25 protein-coding genes are annotated in these 22,480 nt (G+C 72.8%); 23 read left to right on the plus strand and 2 right to left on the minus strand.

Translation table 11 applies throughout. The features are described from left to right. The first annotated feature begins 40 nt into the window (after positions 1-40). From prcB to ABT118_RS24905, 23 genes are all read left to right on the plus strand, one after another. Positions 41-883 carry a proteasome subunit beta gene (gene prcB, locus ABT118_RS24795; protein WP_350672813.1) on the plus strand — a complete coding sequence of 281 codons (843 nt, stop codon included), beginning with the start codon at positions 41-43 and terminating at the stop codon, positions 881-883. A gap of 36 nt (positions 884-919) precedes the next feature. Further along, the gene (gene prcA, locus ABT118_RS24800; RefSeq protein ID WP_350672815.1) at positions 920-1,660 is read left to right on the plus strand and encodes a proteasome subunit alpha; all 741 of its coding nucleotides are present in this window, start codon (positions 920-922) and stop codon (positions 1,658-1,660) included. 111 nt (positions 1,661-1,771) lie between these two features. Further along, positions 1,772-3,133 carry a Pup--protein ligase gene (gene pafA / locus ABT118_RS24805; protein WP_350672818.1) on the plus strand — a complete coding sequence of 454 codons (1,362 nt, stop codon included), beginning with the start codon at positions 1,772-1,774 and terminating at the stop codon, positions 3,131-3,133. Between the two features lie 87 nt (positions 3,134-3,220). After that, positions 3,221-4,207 carry an FKBP-type peptidyl-prolyl cis-trans isomerase gene (locus ABT118_RS24810; RefSeq protein WP_350672820.1) on the plus strand — a complete coding sequence of 329 codons (987 nt, stop codon included), beginning with the start codon at positions 3,221-3,223 and terminating at the stop codon, positions 4,205-4,207. A 120-nt stretch (positions 4,208-4,327) separates the two neighbouring features. After that, a complete protein-coding gene (locus tag ABT118_RS24815; RefSeq protein ID WP_350672822.1) occupies positions 4,328-5,617 on the plus strand; it encodes an FKBP-type peptidyl-prolyl cis-trans isomerase in 1,290 nt (429 codons plus the stop codon). Positions 5,618-5,670: 53 nt separating this feature from the next. Beyond that, positions 5,671-6,042, plus strand: coding sequence for an FKBP-type peptidyl-prolyl cis-trans isomerase (locus ABT118_RS24820; RefSeq protein ID WP_350672823.1), 372 nt, complete (start codon positions 5,671-5,673; stop codon positions 6,040-6,042). Positions 6,043-6,167: 125 nt separating this feature from the next. Then, entirely contained in the window at positions 6,168-7,145 is a 978-nt protein-coding gene (locus tag ABT118_RS24825; RefSeq protein WP_350672825.1) for a helix-turn-helix transcriptional regulator, read from the plus strand. Between the two features lie 26 nt (positions 7,146-7,171). Further along, positions 7,172-8,089 (plus strand): helix-turn-helix transcriptional regulator, encoded by a 918-nt coding sequence (locus ABT118_RS24830; RefSeq protein WP_350672955.1) that lies wholly within the window; start codon positions 7,172-7,174, stop codon positions 8,087-8,089. A gap of 3 nt (positions 8,090-8,092) precedes the next feature. Then, the gene (locus ABT118_RS24835) at positions 8,093-8,323 is read left to right on the plus strand and encodes a hypothetical protein (RefSeq protein ID WP_350672827.1); all 231 of its coding nucleotides are present in this window, start codon (positions 8,093-8,095) and stop codon (positions 8,321-8,323) included. An 11-nt stretch (positions 8,324-8,334) separates the two neighbouring features. Next, positions 8,335-8,502, plus strand: coding sequence for a hypothetical protein (locus tag ABT118_RS24840; protein WP_350672829.1), 168 nt, complete (start codon positions 8,335-8,337; stop codon positions 8,500-8,502). Between the two features lie 100 nt (positions 8,503-8,602). After that, a complete protein-coding gene (gene tatA, locus ABT118_RS24845; protein ID WP_350672831.1) occupies positions 8,603-8,875 on the plus strand; it encodes a Sec-independent protein translocase subunit TatA in 273 nt (90 codons plus the stop codon). Further along, complete coding sequence (tatC, locus tag ABT118_RS24850) at positions 8,872-9,813, plus strand: twin-arginine translocase subunit TatC (protein ID WP_350672834.1); 942 nt, start codon at positions 8,872-8,874, stop codon at positions 9,811-9,813. Before tatA ends, tatC begins: the two co-directional genes overlap by 4 nt. Before the next feature lie 112 nt (positions 9,814-9,925). Next, positions 9,926-11,077, plus strand: a complete 1,152-nt coding sequence (locus tag ABT118_RS24855; protein WP_350672836.1) for an NAD(P)/FAD-dependent oxidoreductase — start codon at positions 9,926-9,928, stop codon at positions 11,075-11,077. A gap of 26 nt (positions 11,078-11,103) precedes the next feature. Then, positions 11,104-11,418 (plus strand): (2Fe-2S)-binding protein, encoded by a 315-nt coding sequence (locus ABT118_RS24860; protein WP_350672838.1) that lies wholly within the window; start codon positions 11,104-11,106, stop codon positions 11,416-11,418. Continuing rightward, positions 11,399-12,769: an FAD-dependent oxidoreductase gene (locus tag ABT118_RS24865; protein ID WP_350672840.1), complete on the plus strand. Its 1,371-nt coding sequence runs from the start codon at positions 11,399-11,401 to the stop codon at positions 12,767-12,769. Before ABT118_RS24860 ends, ABT118_RS24865 begins: the two co-directional genes overlap by 20 nt. 150 nt (positions 12,770-12,919) lie before the next feature. Next, complete coding sequence (locus ABT118_RS24870; RefSeq protein WP_502884661.1) at positions 12,920-13,783, plus strand: dihydrodipicolinate synthase family protein; 864 nt, start codon at positions 12,920-12,922, stop codon at positions 13,781-13,783. A gap of 74 nt (positions 13,784-13,857) precedes the next feature. Beyond that, positions 13,858-14,859, plus strand: a complete 1,002-nt coding sequence (locus ABT118_RS24875) for a proline racemase family protein (protein ID WP_350672844.1) — start codon at positions 13,858-13,860, stop codon at positions 14,857-14,859. 157 nt (positions 14,860-15,016) lie between these two features. Beyond that, positions 15,017-16,390, plus strand: a complete 1,374-nt coding sequence (locus ABT118_RS24880; protein WP_350672847.1) for an aldehyde dehydrogenase family protein — start codon at positions 15,017-15,019, stop codon at positions 16,388-16,390. Beyond that, positions 16,387-17,418 (plus strand): proline racemase family protein, encoded by a 1,032-nt coding sequence (locus ABT118_RS24885; RefSeq protein ID WP_350672849.1) that lies wholly within the window; start codon positions 16,387-16,389, stop codon positions 17,416-17,418. The genes ABT118_RS24880 and ABT118_RS24885 overlap by 4 nt, the downstream gene beginning before the upstream one ends. Beyond that, positions 17,418-18,317: an ornithine cyclodeaminase family protein gene (locus ABT118_RS24890; RefSeq protein WP_350672852.1), complete on the plus strand. Its 900-nt coding sequence runs from the start codon at positions 17,418-17,420 to the stop codon at positions 18,315-18,317. The genes ABT118_RS24885 and ABT118_RS24890 overlap by 1 nt, the downstream gene beginning before the upstream one ends. A 70-nt stretch (positions 18,318-18,387) precedes the next feature. Then, positions 18,388-19,098: a GntR family transcriptional regulator gene (locus ABT118_RS24895; RefSeq protein ID WP_350672854.1), complete on the plus strand. Its 711-nt coding sequence runs from the start codon at positions 18,388-18,390 to the stop codon at positions 19,096-19,098. A gap of 107 nt (positions 19,099-19,205) precedes the next feature. Beyond that, positions 19,206-19,883, plus strand: coding sequence for a hypothetical protein (locus ABT118_RS24900; RefSeq protein WP_350672856.1), 678 nt, complete (start codon positions 19,206-19,208; stop codon positions 19,881-19,883). Positions 19,884-19,983: 100 nt separating this feature from the next. Further along, positions 19,984-20,571 (plus strand): Uma2 family endonuclease, encoded by a 588-nt coding sequence (locus ABT118_RS24905; protein WP_350672859.1) that lies wholly within the window; start codon positions 19,984-19,986, stop codon positions 20,569-20,571. On the opposite strand, the gene ABT118_RS24910 is transcribed toward ABT118_RS24905, so the two are convergent. Then, the gene (locus tag ABT118_RS24910) at positions 20,568-21,263 is read right to left on the minus strand and encodes an ABC transporter ATP-binding protein (RefSeq protein ID WP_350672861.1); all 696 of its coding nucleotides are present in this window, start codon (positions 21,261-21,263) and stop codon (positions 20,568-20,570) included. The two genes, ABT118_RS24905 and ABT118_RS24910, sit on opposite strands and share 4 nt — an antisense overlap. Beyond that, positions 21,260-22,330 carry an ABC transporter permease gene (locus ABT118_RS24915; protein WP_350672862.1) on the minus strand — a complete coding sequence of 357 codons (1,071 nt, stop codon included), beginning with the start codon at positions 22,328-22,330 and terminating at the stop codon, positions 21,260-21,262. Before ABT118_RS24915 ends, ABT118_RS24910 begins: the two co-directional genes overlap by 4 nt. Positions 22,331-22,480: the final 150 nt, after the last annotated feature.

Here is a 22,480-nt window from a genome sequence, read left to right on the forward strand (position 1 = left end):
TCCGGGGCAGCGTCTAGTTGATCTACCTGGAAGGAATCGTGTGGAAGCCAACACTGGTGGCACCGGGCGTCTACCGGCTGCCTTCCTGACTCCGGGGTCCTCGTCGTTCTACGACTTCCTCGGCCAGCACTCGCCGGAGCTGCTGCCCGGCGGCCGCAAGCTGCCCGAGGGCCTGACGATCGAGGCGCCGCACGGCACCACCATCGTCTCCGCGGTCTTCGACGGCGGCGTGGTGATCGCGGGCGACCGCCGCGCCACGATGGGGAACGTGATCGCCCAGCGCGACATCGAGAAGGTCTTCCCGGCCGACGAGTACAGCGCGGTCGGCATCGCCGGCACGGCCGGCCTCGCGGTCGAGATGGTCCGGCTGTTCCAGCTGGAGCTGGAGCACTACGAGAAGATCGAGGGCACCGTCCTCTCCCTGGAGGGCAAGGCGAACCGCCTGACCACGATGATCCGGGGCAACCTCGGGATGGCCATGCAGGGCCTCGCCGTGGTCCCGCTGTTCGCCGGGTACGACCTCCGGCTGGGCCGCGGGCGGATCTTCACCTACGACGTCACCGGCGGGCGCTCGGAGGAGCGCGGCTTCGCGGCCACCGGCTCCGGCTCGGTCTTCGCCCGGGGCTCGCTGAAGAAGCTCTACCGGGCCGACCTGACGGCCGATCAGGCCGCCACCGTGGTGGTGCAGGCGCTGTACGACGCCGCCGACGACGACTCCGCCACCGGCGGGCCCGACATGGCCCGGAAGATCTTCCCGATCGTCTCGCTGATCACCGAGGACGGCTTCCGCCGGCTCACCGACGACGAGGTCTCCACGATCGCGCACTCGATCACCGACGGCCGGCTCGAGCACCCCAACGGTCCGCAGGCCCCACTCCTCTAACCCGCCGGTTCCCAACCAGGAAGGGGACGATCGCCGGTGTCCACACCGTTCTACGTCTCGCCCCAGCAGGCCATGGCGGACCGCGCGGAGTACGCCCGCAAGGGCATCGCGCGTGGCCGCAGCGTGGTCGTGCTCACCTACGACGACGGCATCCTCTTCGTCGCCGAGAACACTTCCCGGGCGCTGCACAAGGTGTCCGAGATCTACGACCAGATCGCGTTCGCCGCGGTCGGCCGCTACAACGAGTTCGAGAACCTGCGGATCGGCGGCGTGCGCTACGCCGACCTGCGCGGGTACTCCTACGACCGGGCCGACGTGACGGCCCGCGGGCTGGCCAACGTGTACGCCCAGACCCTCGGCACCATCTTCTCCTCGACCGGCGAGAAGCCGTACGAGGTCGAGCTGATCGTGGCCGAGGTCGGCAGCAGCACCGAGGACGACCAGATCTACCGGCTCACCCCCGACGGCTCGGTGGTGGACGAGAAGAACGCGGTCGTGGTCGGCGGCAACGCGGACTCGATCGGCAACTACCTGGGCGAGAAGCACCGCTCCGGGCTCACCCTGGCCGGGGCGCTCAAGCTGGCCGTCGACGGTCTCGCCAGGGACCCGAACGGCGGCACCCCGCGGACCCTGACGCCGGATCAGCTGGAGGTCGCGGTGCTCGACCGGACCCGGTTCCAGCAGCGGAAGTTCAAGCGCATCCTGGGCGGCCAGCTCGGCCGCCTGCTGAGCGGCGACGAGTCCGCCGCCGCGGAGGACTCGGACGCCTCCGAGTAGCCGGTAGCAGCGGGAGCCCGCGGCCGGGCTCCCGCTCCGCCGCGGCGGCCGGTGCTCCGGCCCGGTCCGCCGAAGGGTTTCGCAAGGCCTCGGGCAGAGAAGAGGAGCCTTATGGACCGCCGAATTTTCGGGATCGAGAACGAGTACGGCGTCACCTGCACGTTCCGCGGGCAGCGCAGGCTGTCACCGGACGAGGTGGCCAGGTACCTCTTCCGCCGCGTGGTCTCCTGGGGCCGCAGCAGCAACGTCTTCCTGCGCAACGGGGCCCGGCTCTACCTCGACGTGGGCTCCCACCCCGAGTACGCCACCCCCGAGTGCGACGACGTCACCGAGCTGGTGACGCACGACAAGGCCGGTGAGCGGATCCTCGAGGGGCTCCTGGTGGACGCCGAGCGGCGGCTGCACGAGGAGGGCATCGCGGGCGACGTCTACCTGTTCAAGAACAACACCGACTCGGCCGGCAACTCCTACGGCTGCCACGAGAACTACCTGGTGGCCCGGCACGGCGAGTTCTCCCGGCTGGCGGACGTGCTGATCCCGTTCCTGGTCACCCGGCAGCTGATCTGCGGCGCGGGCAAGGTGCTGCAGACCCCGCGCGGCGCGGTCTACTGCGTCAGCCAGCGGGCCGAGCACATCTGGGAGGGCGTCAGCTCGGCGACCACCCGGTCCCGGCCGATCATCAACACCAGGGACGAGCCGCACGCGGACGCCGAGCGGTACCGCCGGCTGCACGTGATCGTCGGCGACTCCAACATGTCCGAGACCACCACCCTGCTCAAGGTCGGCGCGACCGACCTGGTGCTGCGGCTGATCGAGGCCGGCGTGGTGATGCGCGACCTCACGCTGGAGAACCCGATCCGGGCGATCCGCGAGGTCAGCCACGACCTGACCGGCACCCACCAGGTCCGGCTCGCCAACGGGCGGGAGGCGAGCGCGCTGGACATCCAGGAGGAGTACTACTCCAAGGCGCTGGAGTTCGCCGACCGCAAGGGCATCAACACCGGCACGGTGGCCAAGGTGCTGGAGCTCTGGGGCCGCACCCTGGAGGCGGTCCGGACCGAGAACCTGGCCAGCGTGGGGACCGAGATCGACTGGATCATGAAGTACCAGCTGATCGAGCGGTATCGCGAGAAGCACCAGATGAGCATGTCCAACCCCCGGGTGGCCCAAATCGACCTGGCGTACCACGACATCCACCGCCGCCGGGGCCTGTTCTACCTGCTGCAGAACAAGAACCAGGCGGAGCGGGTGACCACCGACCTGAAGACCTTCGAGGCCAAGTCGGTGCCCCCGCAGACCACCCGGGCCCGGCTGCGCGGCGACTTCATCCGGCGGGCGCAGGAGCAGCGCCGGGACTTCACCGTCGACTGGGTGCACCTGAAGCTGAACGACCAGGCGCAGCGCACCGTGCTCTGCAAGGATCCGTTCCGCTCGGTCGACGAGCGGGTGGAGAAGCTGATCGCCGGTATGTAGTGCGCCTCCCGGGCGGTGGGCAGATCGGGTCATACGCTGTCGGGCGAGCTTTGCCGTACTCGTACTTGACCGACAGTTAGGAATACCGTGCGTCGTATCGCCGGTCTGCTCGCCGTCCTCCCGCTCGTCCTGCTGGCCGCGTGCAGCAGTGACGGGTCGCCATCCTCGGGGGCGTCCTCGACCTCCTCGGCCTCCGCCGCGGCGGTGCCGAGCCCGGTGGCCTCGGCCTCGCCGATGCCCACGGTGACGGGCAGCTTCGGCAGCAAGGCCACCATCACCATCCCGGCCGAGCAGCCCAGCGGCCAGTTCGTGGTGAACACGGTGAGCGAGGGGGACGGCGCCACGATCGCCAAGAACGACTGGGTGACCGTCAACTACACCGCCAAGGACTGGACCACCGGCAAGGACGTCACCAGCTCCTACGACTCCGGCAGCAAGCCGCAGCTGTACCAGGCCGGCAGCGGGCAGCTGGTGCCCGCGTTCGACCAGAGCGTGCTGGGCAAGAAGGTCGGCAGCCGGCTGCTGGTGGTGGCCCCGCCGGCCGCCGCCTTCGGCACCCAGGGCAAGGCCGACCTCGGAGTGGGCGCGGGGGACACCGTGGTCTTCGTGCTCGACGTGATGGAGAGCCTGCCGCCGGACTCCACCATCGGCGGCGCGATCACCCAGCCGCCGGCCGACATGCCCCAGGTGAAGGACAACGGCAAGGCCGCGCCGACCATCACGATCCCGGCCGGGCCGCCGGCGCCGCCGACCGAGCTGAAGACCTTCGTGCTGGTGAAGGGCGACGGCAAGCAGGTGCAGTCCGGCCAGACCCTGGTGGTGCAGTACACCGGCGTGCTCTGGGCCGACGGCAAGCAGTTCGACTCCTCCTGGAGCCACGGCGGGGCACAGGCCCTCCAGGTCGGCACCGGCAGCCTGATCAAGGGCTGGGACCAGGGCCTGGTCGGCCAGACCGTGGGCAGCCGGGTCGAGCTGGTGGTCCCGCCGTCGCTCGGCTACGGGGACAAGGCGCAGGCCTCCGTCCCGGCGAACGCGACCCTGGTCTTCGTGATCGACATCCTCGAGGCCGTCTGAGAATCCCCGGGTCCCGCCTCTTACCGCGCTCTCACCTCCACCTGACATACTGTCGCGCACTGTGGCAGGAGTCCGTCAGGACCCGGTGAGGGCGCGGCGCGGCGAGATGGATGGGGAGTCATGACTGACAAGAGTGCCGGTGGCGCGAACGACGGTGCGGTGGCCGATCCGGCAGCCGCTCGGCCCGGTGGGCCGCTGCCCGGTGACGGCGAGTCGATCGTCGTCCCGCCCGCGATCCTGAAGCAGTCGGCGGGCTGGGGCCAGGCCGAGGCCAGGCGGGTGGAGAGCGGCGAGAAGGACGAGACCCCGCAGGTCTTCGCGTCCAACGTGCGCAAGAAGGACCTGTCGGAGGCCGGGTACGACGAGAACCCGGGCTCGGCCGGCCGGCTCGGCGCGATCCTCGGCTCGGTGCTCGCGGTGCTGATCATCGGCAGCATCGTGACGCTGTACCTGGTCAACCGGCCGGACAGCAAGAAGCCGGCCGCCGCCGACGCGGCCCCGAGCGCCCCGGCCAGCCCGACCCAGGCCCCGGTGCCGCCGATCAAGAACGACGCCAAGGTGCTGCCGAAGGTCTCCGGCGAGATCGGCCAGAAGGCCGTGATCGAGCTGCCGGCCGAGGCGCCCGACGGCAACTTCGTGGTGAAGACCCTGATCGAGGGCAACGGTCCGAAGGTGGACAAGGGCAACTGGGTCACCGCCGACTTCACCAGCAAGGACTGGACCACCGGCAAGGACATGGCCAGCTCCTTCGACAACAAGAAGCCGCAGCTGTTCCAGGCCGGCGGCGGCAAGCTGATCCCGGCGCTGGACGACGCGGTGGCCGGCCAGAAGGCCGGCAGCCGGGTGCTGGTGATCGCCCCGCCGGCGGCCGCCTTCGGCGCCGACGGCAACACGCAGATGGGTGTCGGTCCCAAGGACAACCTGGTCTTCGTGATCGACATCAAGCAGGCCACCGCGCCGGACGCCATCGTCAGCGGTGACGTGGCGGAGCCCGCCGAGGGCATGCCCAAGGTGAAGGACAACGGCAAGAAGCCGTCCACCATCACCCCGGTCCCGGGTGCCGCGGCGCCGACCGAGCTGAAGACCTCGGTGCTGGTCGCGGGCAAGGGCCGGAAGATCGAGTCCGGCGAGAAGGTCGTGGTCCAGTACACCGGCGCGCTGTTCGCGGACGGCAAGCAGTTCGACTCCTCGCTGGAGCGGGGCCAGGCGTTCAGCTTCGTCACCGGTGGCGGCAGCGTGATCGAGGGCTGGGACAAGGCGGTCGTCGGCCAGGCCATCGGCAGCCGGATCGAGGTCGTCATCCCGCCGGCCCTCGGCTACGGCGACAAGGCCTCGGAGAAGATCCCGGCCAACTCGACCCTGGTCTTCGTGATCGACATTCTCGACGCGGGTGTGGGCGGGTCCGACTAGTCGTCGCGTAACGTAGCCCTGTTACAACATCACCGAACGAGAAGAGCTTTGTTGTGAGCCTTACCAAGCCGGAGATCGACTTCCCGGTTGGCGACGCGCCCGCCGAGCTGCAGATCCGCGACATCGTCGTGGGCGACGGTGCCGAGGCCAAGGCCGGCGCCATGGTCGACGTGCACTACGTGGGTGTCACCTTCGCCACCGGCGAGGAGTTCGACGCCTCGTGGAACCGCGGCCAGACCTTCCGCTTCCCGCTGGGCGGCGGCCGGGTCATCAAGGGCTGGGACCAGGGCGTCCAGGGCATGAAGGTCGGCGGCCGGCGCGAGCTGGTCATCCCGCCGCACCTGGCGTACGGGAACCAGTCCCCGAGCCCGCTGATCCCGGCCGGTTCGACCCTGATCTTCGTGGTCGACCTGCTCGGCGTCTGACGGATCCTCACCCTGGGCCGTACCCCGCAGTCGCGGGGTGCGGCCCTCGGCTTTCCCCGGCCGGGTCGCTACCGGTACGGTCGTCGGCGGATCAAGATGCACCCCAGTTACCGGAAGGGTCCGCGATGGCGATCGCCAAGGCAGAGCGGCTGATGAACCTCGCCCTGTGCCTGATGAACACCAGACGTCCGCTCTCCAAGAAGGAGCTCAGGGAGTCCGTCGAGGCGTACCGCGAGGCCTGGCAGCAGGGCAGCGAAGAGGCCTTCAACCGGATGTTCGAGCGGGACAAGGACGACCTGCGCGAGCTCGGGCTGGTCATCGACGTCGACGAGAACGCCCTGGACGGCGAGGTCGGCTACCTGGCCCGCCGGGACCGCAACCGGCTGCCGGAGATCGCGCTGGACGCCGAGGAGGCGGCCGCGCTCAGCCTGGCCGCCCGGGTCTGGCAGCAGGCCAAGATGTCCGGTGCGGCCAGCGGGGCGCTGCAGAAGCTTCGCGCCGCCGGGGTGCCGTTCAACGAGGACCACGAGCACAGCGCGCTGGAGCCCCGGATCCCGGCCCGGGAGGCGGCCTTCGAGCCGCTGCTGACGGCGGCCAGGGACCGACGGCCCGTCAGCTTCGAGTACCGCAAGGCCGGTGCCTCGGCCGCCGAGCAGCGCTCGGTCGAGCCCTGGGCGCTGGAGTGCTGGCGCGGCCACTGGTACCTGGCCGGCTGGGACCGCGACCGGGAGGCCGCCCGGGTGTTCCGGCTCAGCCGGATCACCGGCAAGGTGCGCTCGAAGGCCGGGCAGTTCACCGGCGCCGTCCCCGAGCACGTGGACGTGCGCGCGGTGGTGGCCCGGTTCGCCGGTGAGGGTGCCACCGCCAGCGCCACCGTGAAGCTGCGCCGGGGGGCGGGCTTCCCGCTCCGCACCAAGGCGCTGAACGTCCGGGAGCTGGACGGCGGCTGGGACGAGCTGGAGATCCCGTACGGCAACGGCCTGGCCGCCGACCTGGCCGAGTTCGGCCCGGACCTGGTGGTGCTGGGGCCCGAGGAGCTCCGGGCCGACGTCATCGACCGGCTGCGCGCGGTGGCCGGCCTTGCGCTGGAGGGGCAGCAGTGAGCAACGCGATCGACCAGACCCGGCGGATGCTCTCGCTGGTGACCTACCTGCGCGAGCGTCCCGGGGCCGAGGTGGCCGAGGTGGCCCGGGCGTTCGGGATCACCGAGCGGGAGCTGATCAACGACCTGAACGTGCTGCCGATGTGCGGCACCAGCTTCCGCGGCGGCGACCTGCTCGACATCGACACCGACGGCGAGCGGATCTGGTGGCACAACGTCGACGACGTGGCCCAGCCGCTCCGGCTGGCCGCGGACGAGGCGACCGCGCTGCTGGTGGCCGCCCGCGCGGTGGCCGGACTGCCCGGGCTGCGCGAGCGGGACCGGCAGGCGCTCACCCGGGCGGTCGCCAAGATCGAGGACGCGGCCGGCGACAACGCCGAGTCCAGCGCCCGGGTCGGGGTGACCTTCGAGGCCGAGGGCCAGGTCTTCGCCGACATCGACCGGGCGCTGAGCGAGGGCCGGCTGATCTGGCTGCGCTACTGGTCGCACGGGCGCGGCGGCATGACGGAGCGTCTGGTGGACCCGATCCGCCTGGTCACCGAGGGCCACACCTACCTGGAGGGCTGGTGCCGGACCTCGGAGGACCGCCGGGTGTTCCGGCTGGACCGGGTGGCCGAGATCAAGGTGCTGGACGAGCCCGCCGCCCCGCCGCGGCTGGAGCCGCGCGACCTCTCGGCCGGGCTGGTCTCGCCGGCCGCCGACGACCCCGAGGTGGTGGTCGAGGTCGGCCCCGGCGGCCGCTGGGTGGCCGAGTACTACACCCACGACTCGGCCGAGGAGCTCCCGGACGGCGGGCTGCGGATCACCCTGCGCAGTGCCGACCCGGCCGGGCTGCGCCCGCTCGCGCTGCGGCTGGGCAAGGACGGGCGGATCGTCTCGCCGGCCGAGCTGGCCGACTCGGCCCGGGCCGCGGCCCTGGCGGCCCTCGACGGGTACCGGGACTGATCCGTGGCCGAAGGCACCAGGTTCAAGGTCTACTGCTCGGACTGCCGGGAGAAGGTGGAGCTGGCGGCGGACGCCTTCCGGCTGGCGCTCGGCGCCACCCGGGAGCGGACCTTCTACAGCTTCACCTGCCCGGCCTGCGGTGCGGCGGTGCGCAAGCCCGCAGGTGAGAAGATCGTGGCGGCGCTGACCAGGGCCGGGGTCAGCACCATGCGCCTGCTGCCGGTCGAACGTTAGGAGTCGCCACCGTGCCGTGGACCATGACCGCCGCCGTCCTGCTGGCCACCGCGGGGCTGCTGGTCCTCGGTGCGCTGGCCTGCCGCCTCTGGCTCGACGTCAGGTCGCTGGCCCGCGAGGTGGACGGTGCGTCCCGGGCGCTGGCGGGGGCGGCGGAGCAGCTGAAGCCGGAGGCGTAGCGGGGACCGGGGCGCGGCCCCTGTTCCCGCTCGGCCACCCGCAGGGGCTACCATCGCCCGAAGTGGGGGAGTGCTGCCCCTGGAGGAGAGGCGGTCGTCCATGCGGATCGGCACGATTCTGATCATCGTCGTCCTGGCCCTGCTGCTGTTCGGCGCCAAGCGGCTGCCGGACCTGGCCCGTTCGCTCGGGAAGTCGGCGCGCATTCTCAAGGCCGAGACCAAGGCCCTGAAGGACGGGACGGTCGCAGCCGCCAAGGACCTGAAGGACGAGACGGTGGCAGCCGCCAAGGAGGGGGCCGCCGAACCGATCGAGGCCCCCCGGGTCATCAAGTCCGCCCCCGGCCAGAACGCACGAGTTGAGGACCGAGGTTGAGCAAGTCCGAGAAGGCCGTGAAGTCGGCCAAGGACCCCGAAGGCCGGATGGCGCTCGCCGAGCACCTGCGCGAGCTGCGCAACCGGCTGGTGAAGTCGATGCTGGCGATCATCGCGATCACCATCGTCGCGCTGGTGTTCCACCGGCAGATCACCAACTTCCTGATCGCCCCGCTGCCCGCCTGCGTGGACGGCAAGCCCAAGCCGGGTGACGACCACTGCGCGCTGGTCTCCAACATCGGCCTGATGAGCGCCTTCGCCGTGGTGCTCAAGGTCAGCCTCACGGCCGGTGTGGTGCTCTCCACCCCGGTCTGGCTCTACCAGCTGTGGCGGTTCGTCGCACCGGGCCTGCACCGCAGCGAGCGCCGGTACACGCTCTCGTTCCTGGGCTTCGGCACCCCGCTGTTCCTGGCGGGCGCCGCGCTGGCGTACCTGATCATGCCGGTGACGGCGCAGATGCTGATCGCGTTCAGCGCCGACGGGGTCACCTCGATCCTGCCGGTGGAGAACTACCTCGACATCATCACCAGGATGGTGCTGGTCTTCGGCCTCGGCTTCGAGTTCCCGCTGCTGCTGGTGATGCTCAACCTGGTCGGGGTGGTCAGCGGCCGGAAGCTGCTCGGCTGGTGGCGCGGCATGGTGATGGCGATCACCGTCTTCGCGGCCTTCGCCACCCCGAGCACGGACCCGCTCAGCATGCTGGGCCTGGCCGTGCCGATCATCCTGCTGTACTTCGTCGCGGTGGGTGTGGCGATCCTGAACGACCGCCGCAAGGCCCGGAACAACCCGGACGCCGGCCTGGACGACGAGGAGGCCTCGCACCTGGACCTCTCGGTGGACCAGGTCGACTCGGCCGAGGGCATCGAGGCCTCGGCCGCCCCCGGGCTGCCGACCGCCGTCCCGGCGGCGCGCCGTGAGCAGCTGGACGACATCACCTGACAGAGTGTCGGTTCTGGGTGAGGCCCCGGCCTGCTGGTCCTTCCAGCAGCCGGGGCCTTTCTGTCGTGTCCACGGCCTTGGCATCGACCGAACCATGTGACATATTACTGCCGTGTCCAAGAGATCCCCCCACAGTGTCGTGGTGATCGGCGCCGGCGTGGTCGGTGCCGCCTGCGCCTACTACGCCGCCCGCTCCGGCCTGGCCGTCACCGTCGTCGACCGCGGCCCGGTGGCCGGCGGCACCACCGGCGCCGGCGAGGGGAACCTGCTGGTCTCCGACAAGGAGCCGGGCCCCGAGCTGGACCTCGCCCTCCTCTCCACCGGCCTCTGGCGCGAGCTCGGCGAGCAGCTCGGCGCCGAGGTGGAGTACGAGGCCAAGGGCGGCCTGGTGGTGGCCTCGTCCGAGGCCGGGATGGCCGCGCTGCGCGGCTTCGCCGCCGAGCAGGCCAAGGCCGGGGTGGTCTCGGCCGAGGTCCCCGGCGACCGGCTGGCCGAGTTGGAGCCGCACCTGGCCCCCGGCCTGGCCGGCGGCTTCCACTACCCCCAGGACGCCCAGGTACAGCCCGCGCTGGCAGCCGCTCACCTGCTGCGGGCCTCCGGGGCGTCGATCCGGCTCGGTGAGACCGTCACCGCGATCCGCACCGGCCCGTCCGGTGAGGTGCTCGGTGTCACCACCGACCGGGGCCGGATCGACGCCACCGCCGTGATCAACGCGGCCGGCACCTGGGGCGGCGAGCTGGCCGCGCTGGCCGGGGTGGCGCTGCCGGTGCTGCCCCGCCGGGGGTTCGTGCTGGTCACCGAGCCGCTGCCGAGGATCGTCCGGCACAAGGTCTACGCCGCCGACTACGTGGCCGACGTGGCCAGCGGATCGGCCGCCCTGCAGACCTCCGCGGTGGTCGAGGGCACGCCCGGCGGGCCGGTGCTGATCGGCGCCAGCCGGGAGCGGGTCGGCTTCGACCGCACCCTGTCGGTGGACGTGCTCCAGCGGCTGGCGGCCAACGCCGCCGCGCTCTTCCCGGTGCTCCGCCAGGTCGCGGTCCAGCGCGCCTACCGGGGCTTCCGCCCCTACCTGCCCGACCACCTGCCGGCGATCGGTGCCGACCCCCGGGTGCCCGGCCTGTACCACGCCTGCGGCCACGAGGGCGCGGGCATCGGACTGGCCCCCGCCACCGGCCTGCTGATCGCCCGTCAGCTCACCGGCGAACGGCCCGAGCTCGACCTCACCCCGTTCCGCGCCGACCGCTTCGACGAGGCCGCCGCGTGAGCACCGAACCCCGGAGAGGACGCACCATGCGCCGAACCCCCGCCGAACTGGTCGGCGCGCGCCCCGAGCCCGGGCACACCATCGACTTCGACGGCCGCCCCGTCCCGGCGCTGCCGGGCCAGACCATCGCCGCCGCCCTCTGGGCCGCCGACATCCTGGCCTGGCGCACCACCCGGGTGAACGGCCGTCCGCGCGGCGCCTTCTGCGGCATCGGCGCCTGCTACGACTGCCTGGCCACCGTCAACGGCCGCCCGAACCAGCGCACCTGCCTGCTGCCCGCCGAGCCGGGCGACACCGTCACCACCCAGGAGGGCCACGGCCGTGCCGACCTCGCCGTCTGAGCCGTACGACCTCGCGGTGGTGGGCGCCGGCCCGGCCGGGCTGGCCGCCGCCGTCACCGCCGCCGAACTCGGCCTGCGCTGCGTCCTGCTGGACGCGGGCGCCCGGCCCGGCGGCCAGTACTACCGCCACCCCGCACCCGGCCTGGGCGCCGCCCACCCCGAGCGGCTGCACCACGGCTGGTCCACCTTCACCGGCCTGCGCGACCGGCTGGCCGCCAGTACGGTCACCCATCTGACCGGGCACCAGGTCTGGACCGCCGAGCGGTTCGAGGTCTGGCGGCTGCACGCGATGGCCGACGAGGCCGCCGTCGTGGTCGAGGCGAGGGCGGTGCTGCTGGCCACCGGCGCGTACGAGCGCCAACTCCCGTTCCCCGGCTGGACCCTGCCCGGGGTGGTGACCGCGGGCGGTGCGCAGGCGATGCTCAAGGCCGGCCTGGTCCTGCCGGGCCGGCGGATCGTGGTGGCGGGCTCGGGCCCGCTCCTGCTGGCGGCCGCCTCCTCGCTGGTCTCGGCCGGTGCGAAGGTCCCCGCGGTGGTCGAGGCGGGCAGTTACCTCGGCTACGCCCGGGGCCTCGGCACGCTGGCGGCCAACCCGGCCAAGCTGGTCGAGGGGGCCGGTCACGGCGCGACCCTGCTGCGCGGCGGCGTCCGGCTGCGGCGCTCCAGTGCGGTGGTCGAGGCGCACGGCACCGACCGGGTGACCGGGGTGACGGTGGCGAAGCTGGACGCCGAGTGGCGGCCGGTGCCCGGCACCGAGCGGCGGATCGACTGCGACGCGGTGGCGATCGGCCACGGCCTGCTGCCGCAGATCGAGCTGGCCACCGAGCTGGGCGCCGAGACCGTGCTCACCGCCGACCGGACGGTGGCGCTCAAGGTCGACGACCAGCTGCGCACCACCCTGCCCGGTCTCTGGGCGGCGGGCGAGACCTGCGGCGTCGGCGGGGCCGATCTGGCCGTCGCCGAGGGCGAGTTGGCGGCCCGGGTGATCGCCGGTGCGCCGGTGCCGACCGCGCTGCGCCGCCGCCGCGACCGCCGCCGGGCGTTCGCCGGCCTGATGGCCGCCGCGCACCGGCCGGGCCCGGGCTGGACGGACTGGCTCCGCCCGGACACCGATGTCTGCCGCTGCGAGGAGGTCCCGGTCGCCGCCGTCCGCGCGGCGGTCGAGGAGCTCGGCGCGACCGACGCCCGGACCGTCAAACTCCTCACCCGTGCGGGCATGGGCTGGTGCCAGGGCCGGATGTGCGGCCCCGCCGTGGCCTGTCTCTCCGGCAGCGCCGAGCTGCGCCCCGACTCCCGCCCGCTCGCCTGCCCCGTGCCACTGGCCGGCCTGGCAGATGGTGTGGACCACTAGCCGTCGTCGTTTCCCCTGCCGGGGCGCGGCCCGTCCGCCGCGCCCCTCTTGTGTCAGCTCATTCCATCTAATAAAATGTCACACCTCACCTCCCAAGGAGTCGTCCCCGTGTCCGCAACGCACGAGCCCACCCGTCCCTGGCGCGGCATCATGGTCGCCACCACGCTCCCGCTGCGTGCCGACCTCTCCGTCGACTACGACGCCTACGGCGAGCACGTCCAGTGGCTGATCGCCAACGGCTGCGACGGCGTCGTCCCCAACGGCTCGCTCGGCGAGTACCAGACCCTCACCGCCGAGGAGCGCGCCCGCGTCGTCACCACCGCGGTCGAGGCCGCCGGTGACGGCTCCCGGGTCATGCCCGGTGTCGCCGCGTACGGCAGCGCCGAGTCCCGCCGCTGGACCGAGCAGGCCGCCGAGGCCGGCGCCGGTTCCGTCCTGCTGCTGCCGCCGAACGCCTACCGCGCCGACCACGCCACCGTCCGGGCGCACTACGCCGAGGTGGCCGGCGCCGGCCTGCCGATCGTCGCCTACAACAACCCGATCGACACCAAGGTCGACCTGGTCCCCTCGCTCCTGGCCGACCTGCACCGGGACGGCTCGATCGTGGCCGTCAAGGAGTTCAGCGGCGACGTCCGCCGGGCGTACGAGATCGCCGAGCTGGCCCCGGGCCTGGACCTGCTGATCGGCGCCGACGACGTGCTGCTGGAGCTGGCCCTGGCCGGCGCCGTCGGCTGGATCGCCGGCTACCCGAACGCGCTGCCCGAGTCCAGCGCCCGGCTGTTCCACGCCGCCGTCGCCGGCGACCTGGAGACCGCGCTGCCGCTCTACAAGTCGCTGCACTCGCTGCTGCGCTGGGACTCCAAGACCGAGTTCGTCCAGGCCATCAAGCTGTCGATGGACATCGCCGGCCGCCCCGGCGGCCCGGTCCGCCCGCCGCGCTTCCCGCTCTCCCCGGAGATCGAGACCGCCGTCCGGGCCGCGACCGAGAAGGCCATCGCCGACGGCCTGATCTGACCCGGCGTCAATCCAGGGACGTACCAGAGGCCGGCTGCGGGGGCAGCCGGCCCTCCCACCGAGGGGACCGATCCATGCGCAGCCGTCACGTCTTCCACGCCGTCGACTCGCACACCGAGGGCATGCCGACCCGGGTGATCACCGGCGGGTTCGGCGTCATCCCCGGCGCCACCATGGCCGAGCGCCGGGTGCACTTCCAGGAGCACCTGGACCACTTCCGCACCCTGCTGATGTACGAGCCGCGCGGCCACGCGGCGATGAGCGGCGCGATCCTCCAGCCGCCCACCCGGCCCGACGCCGACTTCGGCGTGCTCTACATCGAGGTCTCGGGCCTGCTGCCGATGTGCGGCCACGGCACCATCGGCGTGGCCACCGTGCTGGTGGAGACCGGCATGGTCGAGGTGGTCGAACCGGTCACCACCGTCCGCCTGGACACCCCCGCCGGTCTGGTGATCGCGGACGTGCACGTGCAGGACGGCGCGGCCAAGGCCGTGACGATCCGCAACGTGCCCTCGTACTCGGTCGCGCTGGACCGGAAGATCGAGGTCCCCGGCTACGGCGCGGTGAACTACGACCTGGCGTACGGCGGCAACTTCTACGCGATCCTGCCGCTGGCCGAGTTCGGGCTGCCGTTCGAGCGGGAGCGGAAGCAGGACATCCTGGACGCCGGACTGGCCCTGATGGACGCCATCAACGCGGCCGACCGCCCGGTCCACCCGGAGAACCCGTCCATCCACAGCTGCCACCACGTCCAGCTGCTCGCCCCCGGCTCCACCGCCGAGCACTCCCGGCACGCGATGGCCATCCACCCCGGCTGGTTCGACCGCTCCCCGTGCGGCACCGGCACCTCCGCCCGGATGGCCCAGCTGCACGCCCGGGGTGAACTCCCGCTCGACCGCGACTTCCGGAACGACTCCTTCATCGGCACCACCTTCACCGGCCGCCTGATCGAGGAGACCACCGTGGCCGGCCTCCCCGCCGTCGTTCCCACCGTCACCGGCCGCGCCTGGATCACCGGCACCGCCCAGTACTTCCTCGACCCGACCGACCCGTTCCCGGCCGGCTTCCTGCTCTGAGCTAGTTGCACTGTCCAGGGGCTCGGGGAACGGCGACGAGATCTGGCGTTCGGGTCACTGCGAAAGTGCCTGACCTTGTACGCACGTTGAACGCTCCTGAGGTCGGCGCCGCCGTTCCCCGAGCCCCTGGTGCTGCAACTGCATGAAAGGCTGTCAAGTGAGCGTCAGCTCGTACAACCCCGCCGACCCGAGCGATCTGGTGATCGAGGTCGAAGCTGCCGGGGCCCTCGGCACCGTGGCCGCCGTCGACAAGGCCCGTACCGCGCAGGCCGGTTGGCTCGCCATCGGCGCTGCGGGCCGCTCCGCCGCGCTGGGCCGGGCCGCCGACGCGGTCGAGGCCCACGCCGACGAACTCGCCACCCTGATCGTCCGCGAGGTCGGCAAGCCGCACGCCGAGGCCCGCGGCGAGGTGGCCCGGACGGCGGCGATCTGGCGCTACTACGCGCAGGCGCCCTACGCCGCGTCGGGCGCGGTGCACGAGCCGGCCGCCGGCGAGGGGCTGCTGCTGACCCGCCGCCGCCCGTACGGCGTGGCCGGGCTGATCACCCCGTGGAACTTCCCGCTCGCCATCCCGACCTGGAAGGCCGCACCGGCGCTCGCGGTCGGCAACACCGTCGTGCTCAAGCCCGCTCCCGAGGGCACCGCCTGCGCCCTGCGGCTGGCCGAGCTCGCGGGCCTGCCCGAGGGCGTGCTGACCGTGCTGCCGGGCGGTGCCGAGGAGGGGACGGCGCTGGTCGCGGCCGCCGACGTGGTCTCGTTCACCGGCTCCACCGCCGTCGGCCGGGCCGTGGTCGCCGCGACCACCGGGCGCGGCATCCCGGTGCAGGCCGAGCTGGGCGGCCTGAACGCCGCGATCGTGCTGCCGGACGCCGACATCGCCCAGGCCGCCGCCCACCTGGCCGCCGCGATCGCCGGGTACGCGGGGCAGAAGTGCACCGCCACCAGCCGGGTGATCGCGGTCGGCGACGCGTACGAGCCGCTGGCCGAGGCGCTCGCCAAGGCGCTGACCGCGATCGCCGGGCCGACCGCGCTGACCGAGGTCTGCGGCCCGGTGATCAACGAGTCCGCGCTGGAGCGGCTGACCGGGGCGGTGGACAGCGCCGTCGCGGCCGGAGCCACCGCGCTCGCGGGCGGCAGCCGGATCGAGCGCGCGGGCTGGTTCATCGAGCCGACCCTGCTGGAGCAGGTGCCGGCCGAACACCCGCTGCGCACCGAGGAGTTCTTCGGCCCGGTGGCCGTGCTGCTGCGGGCCGCCGACCTGGACGAGGCGATCGAGGTCGCCAACGACACCCGGCACAGCCTCTCCACCTCGGTGCACACCCGGGACCTGGACACCGCGCTGGCCGCCGCCGACCGCCTCGACGCGGGCATGGTCCGGGTGAACGCGCCGTCCAGCGGCGTGGACTTCCACGTCCCGTTCAGCGGTGCCAAGGGCGCCGGCTACGGGCCGCGCGAGCAGGGCCAGGCGGTGCTCGACTTCTACACCGCCGAGCGCACCGTCACGCTGCTGCCCGCCGGATCGCCCCGATGAGCGCGCTGACGCCGGTCCACACGGTCGACTACCACACCGCCGGCGAGCCGTTCCGGATCGTCACCGCCGGGCTGCCGCCGGTCCCCGGCGACACCGTCGCCGAGCGCCGGGCCATCGCGCTCGGCGCGGGCGGCACCGCCACCGACCCGCGCCCGAGCGCGCTGGACGACGTCCGCCGGCTGCTCACCCGCGAGCCGCGCGGGCACGCCGGGATGTACGGCGGCTTCGTGGTCCCGCCGGACGACAGCGAGGCCCACCTGGGGGTGCTGTTCTGGCACAAGGACGGCTACTCCACCGCCTGCGGCCACGGCACCATCGCGCTCGGCGCCTGGGCGGTCGACTCCGGCCTGGTCGCCGCCCCGGCGGACGGCACCGCCCGGGTCAGGATCGACGTCCCGTCCGGCCGGGTCAGCGCCGCCGTGCACCGCAGCGGCGGCCGCACCACCGGCGTCACGTTCCGGAACGTGCCCACCGCCGTCACCGCCCGCAAGCTCGCCGTGCCCACCTCGCGCGGCACCGTCGAGGTCGACCTGGCCCACTCCGGCGCCTGCTACGCCTCCGTCCGGGCGGCCGACCTCGGCCTGACCGTCTCGCTCGCCGAGCTGCCGGAACTCACCGCCCTGGGGCGGGAGATCAGGGCCGCGCTGGCCGACGAACCGGCCACCCGGCACCCGTCCGACCCGCTGCTCTCCGGGGTCTACGGCGTGATCCTGTACGAGGAGCTGCCGGACACCCCGTCAGGCCCGAGCCAGCGCAACGTCACCGTGTTCGCGGACGGCCAGATCGACCGCTCCCCGTGCGGCTCCGGCAGCTCGGCCCGGCTCGCCCTGCTGGCCGCCGAGGGCCGCCTGACGGAGGGTGAGGAACTGCGGCACGAGTCGATCATCGGTAGCGTGTTCACCGGACGGCTCGCCGGGCAGCACCGCGACGGATGGATCACCGAGGTCACCGGCACCGCCCACCGCACCGGCGAGCACCGCTTCCTGCTCGACCCGGACGACTCTCTCGGGACGGGGTTCCTGCTCTGATGACCATCGCCCAGCTGCCGCTCACCCTCACCCCCGCCGAGGCCGTCGACGCCCTGGCCGCCGCGCTGCTCAACGGGCTCGACCCGGAGGACTGCCCGGCCCGCAGCAACATCCCCGTCCCGGCGGGCGAGCTGCTGCTGATGCCCGCCGCCGACAGCGCGTACGCGGGGGTGAAGATCGCGGGCGTGGTCCCGGCCAACGCGGCCCGGGGCCTGCCCCGGATCACCGGCAGCTACCTGCTGCTGGACGGGCCGACCCTGCAGCCGCTCGCCCTGCTGGACGGCATCGCGCTCACCTCGCTGCGCACCCCGGCGGTGACCGCGCTGGCCCTGCGCCTGCTGGCCGTGCCGGACGCCGCGCACCTGGTGCTGTTCGGCTCGGGCCCGCAGGCGTACGCGCACCTGGACGCGCTGCTGGCGATCCGGCCGCTGACCCGGGTCACCGTGGTCGGCCGCTCGCCCGAGCCTGTCGCCGCGCTGGTGGCGTACGCCCGGGGGCTGGGCCTGGACGCGGCGGCTGGCGGGGCCGGGGCGGTGGCCGAGGCGGACCTGGTGGTCTGCTGCACCACGGCGCGGGAGCCGCTGTTCGACGGCGCGCTGGTGCCGGACCACGCGGCGGTGGCGGCGGTGGGCTCGCACGAGCCGACGGCGCGCGAGGTCGACAGTGCGCTGGTGGAGCGGGCGGCGCTCTATGTGGAGGCGCGTTCGGTGGCGTTGCGGGAGGCGGGCGACCTGCTGATTCCTGGTGTGGCCGGTTCCCGGCTTGCTAACCTGTCAGAACTGGTCAACGGCAAGGCAGTTGTGCCCACGGATCGCCCACGTTTCTTCAAGAGCGTCGGGATGGCCTGGCAGGACCTCGCGGTGGCGGCGGCTCAGTACGAAACAGGCGCGTCGGCCTGAATTGTTTTACAAATCAACGTAACGTGACATTGTACAATGGTGTCCTGCTAAGCCACCCCGGAGGAACACCATGGCGGACCTCAAGCCCCGCGCCCTCATCTCCGTCCAGGAGCGCCTGCGCGACCAGGTCGCCCACGCCCTGCGTGCCGCGCTGATCTCCGGCGAGCTCCGCCCCGGCGTCGTCTACTCGGCCCCGGCCCTGGCCGCCGACTTCGGCGTCTCCGCCACCCCCGTCCGGGAGGCGATGCTCGACCTGGCCCGCGAGGGCCTGGTCGAGGCCGTCCGGAACAAGGGCTTCCGGGTCACCGAGCTGACCGAGCGCGACCTCGACGACTACACCGAGATCCGCGCCCTGATCGAGGTCCCGACCATCGGCCGGGTCACCCGCACCGCCGACCGCGACCAGCTGGAGGCGCTCCGCCCCGAGGCCAAGGCCATCGTCGCCGCCGCCCGCAAGCACGACCTGATCGGCTACCTGGAGGCGGACCGCCAGTTCCACCTCTCCCTGCTCGGCCTGGCCGGCAACGCCCGCCTGGTCGACGTGGTCGGCGACCTCCGCAAGCGCTCCCGCCTCTACGGCCTCAACCGCCTGGACCAGCGCGGCGAGCTGGTCTCCTCCGCCGAGGAACACCTCACCCTGCTCGACCTGATGATCTCCGGCGACGCCCCCGCCGCCGAGACCTGCATGGCCGAACACCTCGGCCACATCCGCTCCCTCTGGGCCGCCGGCGCAGAGGCCGCGGCAGCCGAGCAGCCGGCCCTCCGCCTCGGCGCGCGCTGACGGTCCGTCAGTCCGCCGGGCCGTCGGGCCGCAACCGGCCGCCTCGTTGCAGCGTCTGCGCAGACGAGCAGCGGCCGGACTCCCCGGCCGGGCCCGCGGGGGGACAGATGAGCGAGATCCACGACGGCAGACCGGGGCACACCCTGGTGCCCTGCCCGAGCTGCGGCCTGACGGACGAGGTCAAGGGCGTCCCGGCGGTGTACCTGGCCGGACGCGACCGCATCCTGGTTCCGTCCCGGGACACTGACGGCCGGTCGACCACGGTGACCCGGACGGTCACCACGGCCGTGTCGGACGCCCTCTCGCCCGTACCGCAGCACCTGGTGGTGGGAGCGGCGGCGAAGACCGCGGGGATCGGCTTCCTCGGGGTCATCGCCCTGCTCGTCTCCATCGGTACGTTCATCGGCGGCGCGCTCGGCGGGCACTGGTTCTCCGAGGACCCGGCCCCGGCGGCCTCGCCCTACACCAGCTGGTCGAGCAGCTTCCGCCCGCCGGTGGTGGACCGCCCCGACCTGGCCTTCCTCGGCTGGATCTCCGGGTTCGCCCTGCTCGTGGCGGTGCTGGTCGTCATCGTCGTCGGCCGCCGCACCGCAGACGTCCGCACCCGGCTGGCCGGCCGCCCCGCCGCCGAGGAGCTCTGGGCCACGGCCTGGTACTGCGCCCGCTGCGGCACGGCCCACTTCCCGGACGAACCCTCCCGGGCGCTCACCCTCCAGGAGTTCCGCCACCGCATCTGGCAGGCCGGCGGCTACGCCGACCTCGCCGCCCGCTACCCCGTGTCCTGAACCGTCCCGTTCCCGTACGGGTGAACCGCCTGGCACCGGGTCGCGCGCGGCGAGGGCGTTCTACGATGATGCTCTCGACACCGGCCAGCCGGAGGAAACCATGTCCGCAGCAGCAGTTGAGCAGCACCCGACGTTGCTCGAGGTCGCCGACAGGATGTCCGACCAGCTGATCGGTCACCGGGTCGAGATCATCGGGGGCCAGATCACCGTGACGCCACCTGCCGACGCCTCGCACGGGCGCTCGCTCACCAAAGTGATGATCCCGCTGCTCGCAGCGGGGCTGCAGAGCGATGAGACGGCCGTCCTGCAGGCGGTGGGCATCTGGTTGCCGGACGGTCCGTCGGACTATGCCATTCCCGACCTGGCTGTGGTCGACGCGGACGTGGAAGACCACCGGGTCGAGTTCAACTGCTACGACCCGGCGGTCTTCCGGATGGTCTTGGAGGTCACGTCCTCCAACTACAACCTCGACCTGAAGCTCAAGCCCGGTGCCTATGCCACCGCCGGCGTCCCGGTCTACGTGATCCTGGACCGGAAGGCCCAGAAGGTCAGGGTCCTCACCGATCCGTCCGGGGGTGAGTACCGCGTGCACGCCGTCCACCACCGGGGCCAGAGCTTCACGCTGCCCGAGTCGATCGGGGCGGCCGTGACGCTGTCGGTGGACGGCGTGCTCGGGGCGAAGGGCTAGACCAGCCGCCCGTCGTGCATCTCCAGTACCCGGTCGACCCGGCCCAGCAGGTCGCGGTCGTGGGTGACCATCACGGTGGCGGTGCCGTGCTCGCGGGTGATGGTGGCGAGCAGGTCGACGATCTGGGCGCCGCGCTCGTGGTCGAGGGCCGAGGTGGGTTCGTCCACCAGCAGCACCGACGGGGAGCCGAAGAGCGCCCGGGCGATGTTGACCCGCTGGCGTTCGCCGCCGGAGAGCTGGTGCGGGCGGCGCCGTTGCTTGGAGGCGTCCAGGCCGACCGAGGCGAGCAGTTCCTCCGCCCGGGCGCGGGCGGCGCGGGGCTTGCCGCCGCGGACCGACTCCAGCACGAGCAGCTGTTCCACCGCCGTCAGCGAGGCGAGCAGGTTGGACTGCTGGAAGACGATCCCCAGCCGGTCCCGGCGCAGCGCCGAGCGGGCCTTCTCGCCCAGTGCGCCGACCTCCTGACCGTCGATCAGCACCTGCCCGCGGTCCGGCCGCAGCAGGGTGGCGGCCACCGCGAGGAGCGAGGACTTGCCGGAGCCGGAGGGCCCGGCCACGGCGGTGAACTCGCCGGGCGCGACGGCCAGCGAGACCTGGTCGAGGGCGGTCAGCCGGGCCTCGCCGTCGGGGTAGGTGAGGGTGACGTCGGTCAGGGCCAGGCCGGTACGGGTGGTCAGGGCGGTGGTGGTCATCGGTTGGCTCCCAGCGCGGCCAGCGGGTCGACGGAGGTGATGCGGCGGACGGCGAGGGCGGCCCCGAGCAGGCCGAGCACGACCATCGCCGCGACCGGGACGCCCACGCTCGCCGGGCTGACGTCGAAGGGCACGGTGGCGGCGGCCAGCAGCCCGCCGGCGCCGCCGATCGCCCCGCCCAGCAGCGCCCCGCCGAGCAGCACAGCGGCGGCCTGCGCCAGCGCGTCCCGGACCAGGTAGCCGCTGCTCGCGCCGACCGCCTTGAGCACCGCGATGTCGGGCTTGCGCTGCACCGTCCAGACCGTGAAGAAGGCCCCGACCACCAGCGCGCTGACCGCGAACAGGAAGCCCTGGATCATCTGCAGGCTGCCCTGCTCGGCGGAGTACCCGTTGATGCCGGACAGCGAGTCGTCCAGCGACACGGTCTCGGTGCCCTGCGCCGCGTCCAGGGCGGCGAGGTCGGCACCCGAGACGGTCAGCGCCAGCGCGGTCGGCTGGCTCTGGCTGCTCACCTGCTCCCAGGTGGCGACCGTGGTCCACACCGTGGGGGCGTGCCCGTAGGAGCGCTCGGCGGTCAGGCCGGAGACGGTGACCGTGCGCGGGCCGACCTTGACCTGCTCACCCACCGTCAGGTGGTACTCGGCGGCGGTGTCGGCACCGACCGCGATCTGGCCGTCAGCCGGGGCGCTGCCCGACTCCAGCGGCGGCAGCAGCCCGGCCGGGGCGCCGACCACGCTGACCGAGGCGGCCGAGTCGCTGGCCGTCAGCCGGGTCATCGAGATGCCCAGCGGCTGCACCGACCCGACGCCCGGTGCGGCGGCGAAGGCGGCCGCCTGGGCGGGGGAGACGGTGCTGCTGCTGAACGAGACCGTCGGGGCGGCCCCGGCGGGAGCGCCGAAGACGATCCGGTCGGCGGGCAGCTCGGCGATGGTGGAGGAGGCGGCGGAGGCCAGCCCGCCGGTCAGGCCGTAGAGGAAGACGACCAGGGTGGTTATCAAGGTGACCACCGCCCCCATCAGGGCGAACCGCCCCTTGGCGAAGCGGATGTCACGGAGCGCGACGAACACGGCGGCCTTCCCGGTACGGAGGTTTCTGACGACTCCTCCACCCTGTCGGCGCGCGGGCCCGGTTCCATCAGGGAGAGGAGGGGGACTCCACTCGTGCGGGCGATGCACCCCGGAATCCATCGAACGGTTGATGCCGCGGCGGACCGGGCC

The organism is Kitasatospora sp. NPDC002040 (assembly GCF_040296785.1).
Taxonomy (GTDB): domain Bacteria; phylum Actinomycetota; class Actinomycetes; order Streptomycetales; family Streptomycetaceae; genus Kitasatospora.

Excerpts from the sequence above, each read along its gene's own strand:
- ABT118_RS24900 (WP_350672856.1), top strand. The coding sequence starts at position 19,206 with ATGAGCGAGATCCACGACGGCAGACCGGGGCACACCCTGGTGCCCTGC.
- ABT118_RS24870 (WP_502884661.1), top strand. The coding sequence starts at position 12,920 with ATGGTCGCCACCACGCTCCCGCTGCGTGCCGACCTCTCCGTCGACTAC.
- ABT118_RS24830 (WP_350672955.1), top strand. The coding sequence starts at position 7,172 with ATGCTCTCGCTGGTGACCTACCTGCGCGAGCGTCCCGGGGCCGAGGTG.
- ABT118_RS24875 (WP_350672844.1), top strand. The coding sequence starts at position 13,858 with ATGCGCAGCCGTCACGTCTTCCACGCCGTCGACTCGCACACCGAGGGC.
- ABT118_RS24890 (WP_350672852.1), top strand. The coding sequence starts at position 17,418 with ATGACCATCGCCCAGCTGCCGCTCACCCTCACCCCCGCCGAGGCCGTC.
- tatA (WP_350672831.1), top strand. The coding sequence starts at position 8,603 with ATGCGGATCGGCACGATTCTGATCATCGTCGTCCTGGCCCTGCTGCTG.
- ABT118_RS24825 (WP_350672825.1), top strand. The coding sequence starts at position 6,168 with ATGGCGATCGCCAAGGCAGAGCGGCTGATGAACCTCGCCCTGTGCCTG.
- pafA (WP_350672818.1), top strand. The coding sequence starts at position 1,772 with ATGGACCGCCGAATTTTCGGGATCGAGAACGAGTACGGCGTCACCTGC.
- ABT118_RS24860 (WP_350672838.1), top strand. The coding sequence starts at position 11,104 with ATGCGCCGAACCCCCGCCGAACTGGTCGGCGCGCGCCCCGAGCCCGGG.
- ABT118_RS24815 (WP_350672822.1), top strand. The coding sequence starts at position 4,328 with ATGACTGACAAGAGTGCCGGTGGCGCGAACGACGGTGCGGTGGCCGAT.
- ABT118_RS24910 (WP_350672861.1), bottom strand. The coding sequence starts at position 21,263 with ATGACCACCACCGCCCTGACCACCCGTACCGGCCTGGCCCTGACCGAC.
- ABT118_RS24885 (WP_350672849.1), top strand. The coding sequence starts at position 16,387 with ATGAGCGCGCTGACGCCGGTCCACACGGTCGACTACCACACCGCCGGC.
- ABT118_RS24905 (WP_350672859.1), top strand. The coding sequence starts at position 19,984 with ATGTCCGCAGCAGCAGTTGAGCAGCACCCGACGTTGCTCGAGGTCGCC.
- ABT118_RS24895 (WP_350672854.1), top strand. The coding sequence starts at position 18,388 with ATGGCGGACCTCAAGCCCCGCGCCCTCATCTCCGTCCAGGAGCGCCTG.